Raw genomic sequence first — 7,876 nt, forward strand, 5'->3', positions numbered from 1 at the left:
GATCAGCCCGCGGCGGCGCCCGCCGCGATCGTGTCGTCGATCTCGGCTCGGCGTGCGGAGAGCTCCCGGCGTTCAGCGTCGAGGGCCTCGGCGACGTTCTCGTCGTTGTTCATCAGGTCCTCGAGGTTGATCCCGGCCATGTCGAGGACGCCGAGGTCCGCGTAAGCCTTTTGCACGCGGTCGCCCCACAGGCCGATGTCCTTGACGCACGGAACGATCCGGCTGAAGAGCAACGACCGGAATGCCTGCTGCATCTCGGAGTTCTCCGTGTACTCGAGACACTCGGCGACGTCGAACCCGAAGTTCTCCCACACCTCCTGGGCGCGGAAGCGGCTCCGCATGAGGTAGCAGCCTTCGACGACGAAATCCTCGCGCTCGGCCAACTCGGCTCTGGTCAGTTCCTTGTAGTAGTCGCGCAAGGCGAGGCGCCCGAACGCGACGTGGCGAGCTTCGTCCTGCATGACGTAGGCCAGGATCTGCTTAGGCAGCTCGGTCTGCGCGATGTCCCGGAGCAGGCCGAACGCGGCCAGCGCGAGGCCCTCGATGAGAACCTGCATGCCGAGGTAGGGCATGTCCCAACGCGAATCGTCGAGGGTGTCCTTGAGCAGCGCCTCGAGGTAGGGATTGATTGGATAGAGCAATCCCACCTTCTCCTGAAGGAACCGCGCGTAGGTCTCCGCGTGTCGGGCCTCGTCCATCGTCTGGGTGGCCGCGTAGAACTTCGAGTCGAGGTCCGGGACCGACTCCACGATCCGGGCCGAGCAGATCATCGCGCCCTGCTCGCCGTGGAGGAACTGGCTGAACTGCCAGGACCCCAGGTGCTTGCCCAACTCGTCGCGGTCCGCCGGCCCGAGCTTGTTCCACTGCTCCGAGCCGTAGATCGGGCAGGTCTCCTCCGGCAGCCCCAGCGGCCTGGCCGGGTCGACCTCCAGCGACCAGTCAATGCGCTTGGTCGCGTCCCACTGCTTGTCCTTGCCCTTCTGGTAGAGCGCGAGCAGCCGCTCCCGCCCGTCGTCGTACTCCCAGCTGAACCGGGACGACCCGGCCGCTGCGATCTCGAGCCCCGGCGCGGCGACGGGAGTGGCATAGCGGTCGAAAGAGCTCATGGATTTCTCCCGATCTGAGGGGCGAGCAGGGCCTCGACGAGACGCGCGACCCGACCGGCGACGGCGGATGCCGAGCCGTCCGCGTTGTCGCTGGGCAGGACGAGGTAGGACACGGTCAGCCGGACCACGGTCTCGGCGGCGAGGGCAACGTCGGCCGCCGGAAGGTCCGGCCAGTGCTCGACGAGGTACCCGGCGATGCTGCGCCGGGCCAGCGCGAGGATCGGGGCGGCCCGGGTGGTGAGGAATGGGAGCAGACCGCCGGCGTCGTCGGTGAGCACCGCCTTGAGCAGCGGGTTGTCCGCCGCGCGGAGCAAGGTTCCCTCGACGGCCGCCGCCACGGCCGCGGCCGGACCACCCGGGTGTGTGTCGGCGAGCAGGGCCTCCGTGGCTGCGGTGAATTCGTCGGCCTCGCGGATCGCCAGCGCCTGGGCGAGCGCGTCCTTGGACCCGAACTCGTTATAGAGGGTCTGCCGGGAGACCCCTGCGACCCGGGCGACGTCGAGCATCCGGGTCCGCTCCCACCGCCCGGCGACCACGGCCGCGTAGGCGGCGTCGAGCAAGGCGCCGCGTGTGGAGGGCCCTGAGGTCACCCCCGAAGTGTTTACACGAGAGCCCTCCGTGTCAAGGGTCGGGAAACCTGTCACTACGCTCGGTAGGCGTGAGTCGCCTCGAGCAGGACCTCGACCTTGCCCATGCCCTCGCCGACGAGGCGGACGAAATCACGCTGCGCCGGTTTCAGGCCGTCGATCTGCGGGTCGAGACCAAGCCCGATCTCACCCCGGTGAGCGACGCGGATCGTGCGGTCGAGGCGGCGCTCCGCCGCCGGCTGGAGAGCGAACGGCCGGCCGACGCCGTGCTCGGTGAGGAGTTCGGGTCCGCCCCCGGCACGGACGAGGAGCCGACGCCGCGGCGGTGGATCGTCGATCCGGTCGACGGCACGAAGAACTTCGTTCGCGGCGTCCCGGTCTGGGCCACCCTGATCGCCCTCGAGGAGGAGGGTCGGATCGCCGCCGGGGTGGTCTCGGCCCCGGCGCTGGGCCGACGCTGGTGGGCCCATCGCGCCGGCGGCGCCTGGACCGGTCCGAACCGGGCCGGCGCCCGCCGGTGCGCGGTCTCCGCGGTAAGCGACCTGGCCGATGCCCACCTGTCCTACTCGAGCCTGGCCGGCTGGGCAGCACAAGGCCGGCTCGGCGCGTTCCTCGATCTGTCCGGCTCGGTCTGGCGGACCAGGGCCTTCGGTGATTTCTGGTCACACGTCCTGGTCGCCGAGGGCGCGGTGGACATCTCCTGCGAACCCGAGGTCGCGCTTTGGGACCTGGCTCCGCTCCAGGTGATCGTCGAGGAGGCTGGCGGCCGCTTCACCGACCTGCGTGGCGAGCCCCGTCCGGACGGCGGCAGCGTCGTCGTCACCAACGGCATCCTGCACGAGGTCACCCTCGCCCGGCTGGCCGGTTCTAACTCTCCATGATCACGCTCGAACCCCTCCCCCGCAAACGCTGAAGCACCGGAGACAGCCGGGGGACGAGGGCGAGCGCGGCGGCGTCGAAGAAGCAGTACCCGCCGGCCGCGCCGCTCGGTGGGTTCCCCACCGCGATCAGGCCGCTCGGGTCGTGGTGCGCCCAGGTCCACGCGCCGAGATGGGTCCCTAGCAGTTCGAGGTAGCTGACGACGAGGAAAGCGCCCGCGTAGACCAGTGGGGCGCGGCCATAGGCGAGAAAGGCAACCAGGCAGCCGAACCAGATCGCCCCGAGGACGTCGAGTCTCGACGAGGCGACCAGGCCCCACAGCGCATACCCGCCACCGAGGCAGAGCACGGCCGGCACGATGACCCGGCGCCCGGCCCGGAACAGTGCCGAGCGACCGAGTGCGAGCGCAGCCAGATAGACCAGTCCGTGCCCGGGCGGGACGAACATCGGGATGTCGTGCAGCCGGTAGGTGTAGACGTGGAGCACTCCGGCGAAGGTGTATTCCACGACCGTCGCATAGCCGACGACGATCGCAACCTGCGCCCTGGTGCGGGCCGGCTCCGACCGCAGGCAGCCGAGGAGCAACAGCCAGGTGCCGACGCCGAGCAGGCGCTGTTCGGTGAGGGTGGACACGGTGTCGAGACCAAGTACGACGGCCGCCCACACGACGACGATCCCGGGCAGACCCAGATCGCGACCGGAGGACCGACCCAGGGCGGCCAGCCCGCGGACCGACCTAGTCGTTGACGCCCTGCACGATCGGGTATTGCAGGCATTGCGGACCGATCGGTGCGGCCGGTGACGAGTTGAGCCGCGAGGGGCACCGACCGTGATGGAACGAGGTGACACCGACCATGCCGATGAGCACGAGGACGACCGCGATCACGAAGGCGATCAGGCCGGCGACTATGGCCGCGCCGGACGCGGCCACCTGTTCTCGACGCACCAGCGCAGTCTAACGAACACGGAGCGGGCCGCCTGGTTGCACCGGCCGGCCCGCTCCGTCCCCCTCGACTGATCTCACCGCCGACCCCGGCACGCCCGACCGCGCCGGCCGCGACCGTCCCTCCCGGGAGATCGCCCCTCCACCCGGGAACCTAGGCCGTTCCCGAGCGCGGCGCGGCGGAATGCGGAAACTCGTGGCACCGCCACTGGGGCCCGGCGACGGCGGTTCCGGCAGACTGCGAGCATGCCCGAGCCGGACTGGCGGCACCCGTCGCCGCGCCTGTGGATCGCCCGCCAGCTCCAACTCGGCGCGGTCGTCCTTGTCGGGCTCGCCGCCGCCGGCAGCGCCGGCGGGCTGGCATTCGGTTCCTCCGGCGCGATCGGCGGCCTCTGTGGCGTTGCCGTTCTCGGCGGCCTCGGCTGGCTGGCCCTGCGGGGACGGGTCCTCGCCTGGGGCTACGCCGAGCGCGAGGAGGACCTGCTGGTGACCCGCGGCCTGCTGGTCCGGCGGATGTCTGTCGTTCCCTACGGTCGGATGCAGTACGTCGACGTGACGGCGGGGCCGCTCGAACGGGCCTTTGGGCTGGCCAGCGTGCGGATGCACACCGCAGCCGCGGCCAGCGACGCCCGGATTCCCGGGGTCACGGCGCTCGAGGCGGAACGGCTCCGCGACCGCTTGGCCGCAGATGGGCAGGCCCGGGCCATGGGGCTGTGACCGGGAGGCCGAACCAGGACGGTTGGGCCCGGCTGCACCCGCTGTCCCCGCTGATCCGGATCGGTCGGGTGCTCTTCGTCCTGCTGCTCGCGCTCGCGCCGAGCGCGCTCGCCCGGGGAAAGGGCGGGCCGGCCTGGGTCGAACTGGTCGCCCTCGGGGCCGCGGTGGTCGGCGGAGTCGTGTTCTGGCTGGTCACCCGCTGGCGGCTGCACGGCGGAGAGTTGCAGATCGAGACCGGACTGCTGCGCCACCAGTCGATCCGGGTGCCGGTTTCGCGGATCCAGGCCGTCGACCTGGTGCGGCCGCTGCTCGGACGGATGCTCGGGCTCACCGAAGTCCGGGTCGTCGTCGCCGGCCATGGGGCGAACCGCACCCGTCTCAGCCTCCTCCCGGCGGCCGAGGCGGTCGAGATCCGCGCCCGACTCCTCGCGCTCGCCCACGGCCTCGCCGCGGAGACACCGGCACCGCCGGAACGTCGGATATTCACGGTGCGCAACGGCTGGCTGATCGGCTCGGTCCTGCTCAGCCCCGCAGCGTTGATCTTCACCGGCCTGCTCGGGGTGACGATTGGCATCGTGGCGGCCGGCCCGAAGGCCGCCGCGCCCGTCCTGGGCGGCCTCGGCTCGGTCGAGTTCTCGCTCGGTGCGCTGGTCCTGCGCCGGCTGCTCGCCGAGTTCGGCTTCACCGTCGCCGAGGCCCCGGACGGGCTGCGGGTCCGGGCCGGTCTCCTCCAGACCCGCGCGGAGACCATTCCGCTGCCCCGAGTCCAAGGCATCCGATGGTCGCAACCCCTGCTCTGGCGGCCGTTCGGCTGGCAGCGGCTCGAGATCGATGTGGCCCGCCAGCGCGCCGCCCACCGCGGAAACGAGCAGGACGGCTCGACGGTCAGCCGCGCGCTGCTTCCCGTCGGCGACACCGCGGCCGCCCACTTCCTGCTCGGTCGGACACTTCCCGGCGCACAGGTGACGCCCCCGCCGGCGGCCCGGGCGCCGCGCCGGGCAGCGCTTCGAGCCCCGCTGTCCTACTGGCGTTTGTTCGCCTGGACCGATGGCCTGTTCATCTACGCCGGGATCGGCCGAACCCGGCGTACCCTGGCCGTCGTCCCGCTAGCGAAAGCCCAGAGCGTGCGCTGGGTGCAGGGACCCCTTCAGCGCCGGCTCCGGCTGGCGACGGTGCACGTCGACACCGCCGGCCGCGGTTGGCGCGCCGAGGCCCGCTGCCGCGACGAGGTGGAAAGTCGAGCCCTATTCGACCAACTGGCGGCGCAAGCCCGGGCCGCGCGGGCCCCCCGGCTCACACCGGAAACGGCACCCCCGTAAGCGATTCGCTGAGCTGCCAGAGCCGCTGCGCCGTCGCCACATCGCGACCCTGGGGGAAGACGTCGACGACCTTGGGCGCCCCCCGCGTCTGGCCGAGCAGGCTCGGGCCGACGAAGGCCCCGCCGGGGATCTCGGGGTCGACCGAGGCACGCAACGTGGGCAGCGCTCCAGCGGCTCCGGACTGCAGGACGACCGGTCCGAGGATCCGGGCGACCGGGACCAGCCAGCCACGGCCCTCGTCGGCCAGTTGTCGCGGGAACAGGTTCGTCCAGCTGACCCCCGGGTGGCAGGCGATCACCCGGACCGGCTGACCGACGGCCGTCGTCCTGCGGTGCAGTTCCTGGGCGAAGAGCAGGTTGGCCTGCTTGGTGTTGGCGTAGATCTTCTGCGGGACATAGGGAACCGGGTCCGCCAGGTCCCGCTCGGTGATCCCGGCGGTCAACCGGCCGCCCCGGGAGGCAATGCTCGACACGACCACGACCCGGCCGGCGGCCGCGAGAACGCTGCTCCAAAGCTGCGCGACCAGTGCGAAGTGCCCGAGGTGGTTGGTGCCCATCTGCCGCTCGTGGCCCTGCGCGGTATCCAGCCGGCGCCCGCCCATGATCGCGGCGTTGGCGACCAGCACGTCGATCTTCTGGTGCTCGTCGGCCAACCGCTTCGCCGCCGAAGCGACCGAGTCGAGATCGGCCAGGTCGAGCGGGGTCACGCGCGCCTGGCCGGCGCGGCCGCCGATCGCGTTCCGAGCCTGCTCCCCCTTCGCCTGGTCCCGGCAGGCGAGGACCACCTCGGCTCCCGCCCGGACGAACTGCCGGGCGGCCTCGAGCCCGATCCCCGAGTTGCCGCCGGTGATGACGACGACCCGACCGGTGAGATCCGGCATGCTATGCGTGTTCCAGGACACGGCGACCTCCTGCCTGACGCTAACCCGGTGGCGAAGCCGGCGACGAATCGGGCCTGACCGGGTGCGGGCAACCCGACCCGGCCGGCGATACTCGAACCGGCGCCGAACCGGAGAGGACTGCATGGTGACGAGAGGGGGTGTCGCGGCCACCTATGAACTCGAGCACCTGGCGGCCCTCGAGGCGGAGTCCGTCCACATCATGCGCGAGGTGGCCGCCGAGTTCGAGCGTCCGGTGCTGTTGTTCTCCGGCGGCAAGGATTCGGTTCTCATGCTGCGGATCGCCGAGAAGGCGTTCTGGCCGGCCCCGGTGCCGTTTCCGGTCATGCACGTCGACACCGGCGAGAACTTTCCCGAAGTGCTCGCGTTCCGCGACGCCACCGTCGAGCGACTCGGCGTTCGGCTCATGATCGCCAGCGTTCAGGAATCGATCGACACCGGCCGGGTGGTCGAGCGGCCGGGGGTGTCCCGCAATCCCCTACAGACGGTGACCCTGCTGGACGCGATCAACCGGCACGGATACGACGCGGTCTTCGGAGGGGGGCGCCGGGACGAGGAGAAGGCGCGGGCCAAGGAACGGGTGTACTCGTTCCGGGACGACTTCGGGCAGTGGGATCCGAAAAGCCAGCGGCCGGAGCTGTGGAGCCTCTACAACGGCCGGCATCACAAGGGGGAACACATCCGGGTGTTCCCACTGTCCAACTGGACCGAACTCGACATCTGGCAGTACATCCTCGACGAGCAGGTGGCCCTTCCTTCGCTGTACTACGCCCACCGCCGGACGGTCTTCGAGCGGGACGGGATGCTGCTGGCCGTGTCGCCGTACGTCACGGTCATGGACGGCGAGGAGCCGTTCGAGGCCACGGTGCGGTTCCGGACCATCGGCGACGCCACGTGCACCGGGTGTGTGGAGTCGGCGGCGTTCACCACCGAGCAGGTCGTGGCCGAGGTGGCGGCCTCCCGGCTGACCGAGCGGGGGGCGACTCGCGCCGACGACCGTATTTCCGAAGCCGGAATGGAAGACCGCAAGAAGGAGGGGTATTTCTGATGTCCGAGCTGCTCAGGCTGGCGACCGCCGGCAGCGTGGACGACGGGAAGTCGACGCTCATCGGGCGGCTCCTGTTCGATTCGAAGGCCATCTTCGCCGACCAGCTCGACGCCGTGGAGCGCACCAGCCGGGAGCGGGGGGATGGCTACACCAACCTGGCCTTGCTGACCGACGGCTTGCGCGCCGAGCGGGAGCAGGGGATCACCATCGACGTGGCGTACCGGTACTTCGCCACCCCCCGCCGGAAGTTCATCATCGCCGACACGCCCGGGCACGTGCAGTACACCCGCAACATGGTCACGGGGGCCTCGACGGCCGATCTGGCCCTCATCCTCATCGACGCCCGCAACGGGGCCCTCGAGCAGTCCCGGCGCCACGC

General features: G+C 70.9%; 10 protein-coding genes. 5 read left to right on the plus strand and 5 right to left on the minus strand.

Features of this window, described 5'->3' with window-relative positions; genetic code table 11:
• Positions 1 to 2: 2 nt before the first annotated feature.
• On the minus strand, positions 3 to 1,106 hold the full coding sequence (locus VNG13_14405) for a ferritin-like domain-containing protein (GenBank protein HVA61708.1): 1,104 nt from the start codon (positions 1,104 to 1,106) through the stop codon (positions 3 to 5).
• Positions 1,103 to 1,696, minus strand: coding sequence for a TetR family transcriptional regulator (locus tag VNG13_14410; GenBank protein ID HVA61709.1), 594 nt, complete (start codon positions 1,694 to 1,696; stop codon positions 1,103 to 1,105). The genes VNG13_14405 and VNG13_14410 overlap by 4 nt, the downstream gene beginning before the upstream one ends.
• 68 nt (positions 1,697 to 1,764) lie before the next feature.
• On the opposite strand from VNG13_14410, the gene hisN reads away from it, so the two are divergent.
• Complete coding sequence (hisN, locus tag VNG13_14415) at positions 1,765 to 2,574, plus strand: histidinol-phosphatase (GenBank protein ID HVA61710.1); 810 nt, start codon at positions 1,765 to 1,767, stop codon at positions 2,572 to 2,574.
• Here hisN and VNG13_14420 read toward each other — a convergent pair.
• Together VNG13_14420 and VNG13_14425 are read right to left on the minus strand one after the other, a co-directional pair.
• The gene (locus tag VNG13_14420) at positions 2,561 to 3,238 is read right to left on the minus strand and encodes a hypothetical protein (protein ID HVA61711.1); all 678 of its coding nucleotides are present in this window, start codon (positions 3,236 to 3,238) and stop codon (positions 2,561 to 2,563) included. The genes hisN and VNG13_14420 overlap by 14 nt on opposite strands.
• A 70-nt stretch (positions 3,239 to 3,308) precedes the next feature.
• Positions 3,309 to 3,518: a hypothetical protein gene (locus tag VNG13_14425; GenBank protein HVA61712.1), complete on the minus strand. Its 210-nt coding sequence runs from the start codon at positions 3,516 to 3,518 to the stop codon at positions 3,309 to 3,311.
• 243 nt (positions 3,519 to 3,761) lie between these two features.
• Here VNG13_14425 and VNG13_14430 point away from each other — a divergent pair, with 243 nt between their 5' ends.
• Together VNG13_14430 and VNG13_14435 are read left to right on the plus strand one after the other, a co-directional pair.
• Positions 3,762 to 4,232, plus strand: coding sequence for a PH domain-containing protein (locus VNG13_14430; protein HVA61713.1), 471 nt, complete (start codon positions 3,762 to 3,764; stop codon positions 4,230 to 4,232).
• Positions 4,229 to 5,551 (plus strand): PH domain-containing protein, encoded by a 1,323-nt coding sequence (locus VNG13_14435; GenBank protein ID HVA61714.1) that lies wholly within the window; start codon positions 4,229 to 4,231, stop codon positions 5,549 to 5,551. The genes VNG13_14430 and VNG13_14435 overlap by 4 nt, the downstream gene beginning before the upstream one ends.
• Here VNG13_14435 and VNG13_14440 read toward each other — a convergent pair.
• Positions 5,526 to 6,431, minus strand: a complete 906-nt coding sequence (locus VNG13_14440) for an oxidoreductase (protein HVA61715.1) — start codon at positions 6,429 to 6,431, stop codon at positions 5,526 to 5,528. The genes VNG13_14435 and VNG13_14440 overlap by 26 nt on opposite strands.
• 145 nt (positions 6,432 to 6,576) lie before the next feature.
• Here VNG13_14440 and cysD point away from each other — a divergent pair, with 145 nt between their 5' ends.
• Both cysD and VNG13_14450 read left to right on the plus strand, forming a co-directional pair.
• Positions 6,577 to 7,497 carry a sulfate adenylyltransferase subunit CysD gene (gene cysD, locus VNG13_14445; protein ID HVA61716.1) on the plus strand — a complete coding sequence of 307 codons (921 nt, stop codon included), beginning with the start codon at positions 6,577 to 6,579 and terminating at the stop codon, positions 7,495 to 7,497.
• A partial coding sequence (locus tag VNG13_14450; protein ID HVA61717.1) for a GTP-binding protein occupies positions 7,497 to 7,876 on the plus strand: 380 nt, incomplete at its 3' end. The genes cysD and VNG13_14450, both read left to right, overlap by 1 nt.

This window comes from Mycobacteriales bacterium (assembly GCA_035533475.1).
Classification (GTDB): Bacteria; Actinomycetota; Actinomycetes; order DATLTS01; family DATLTS01; genus DATLTS01.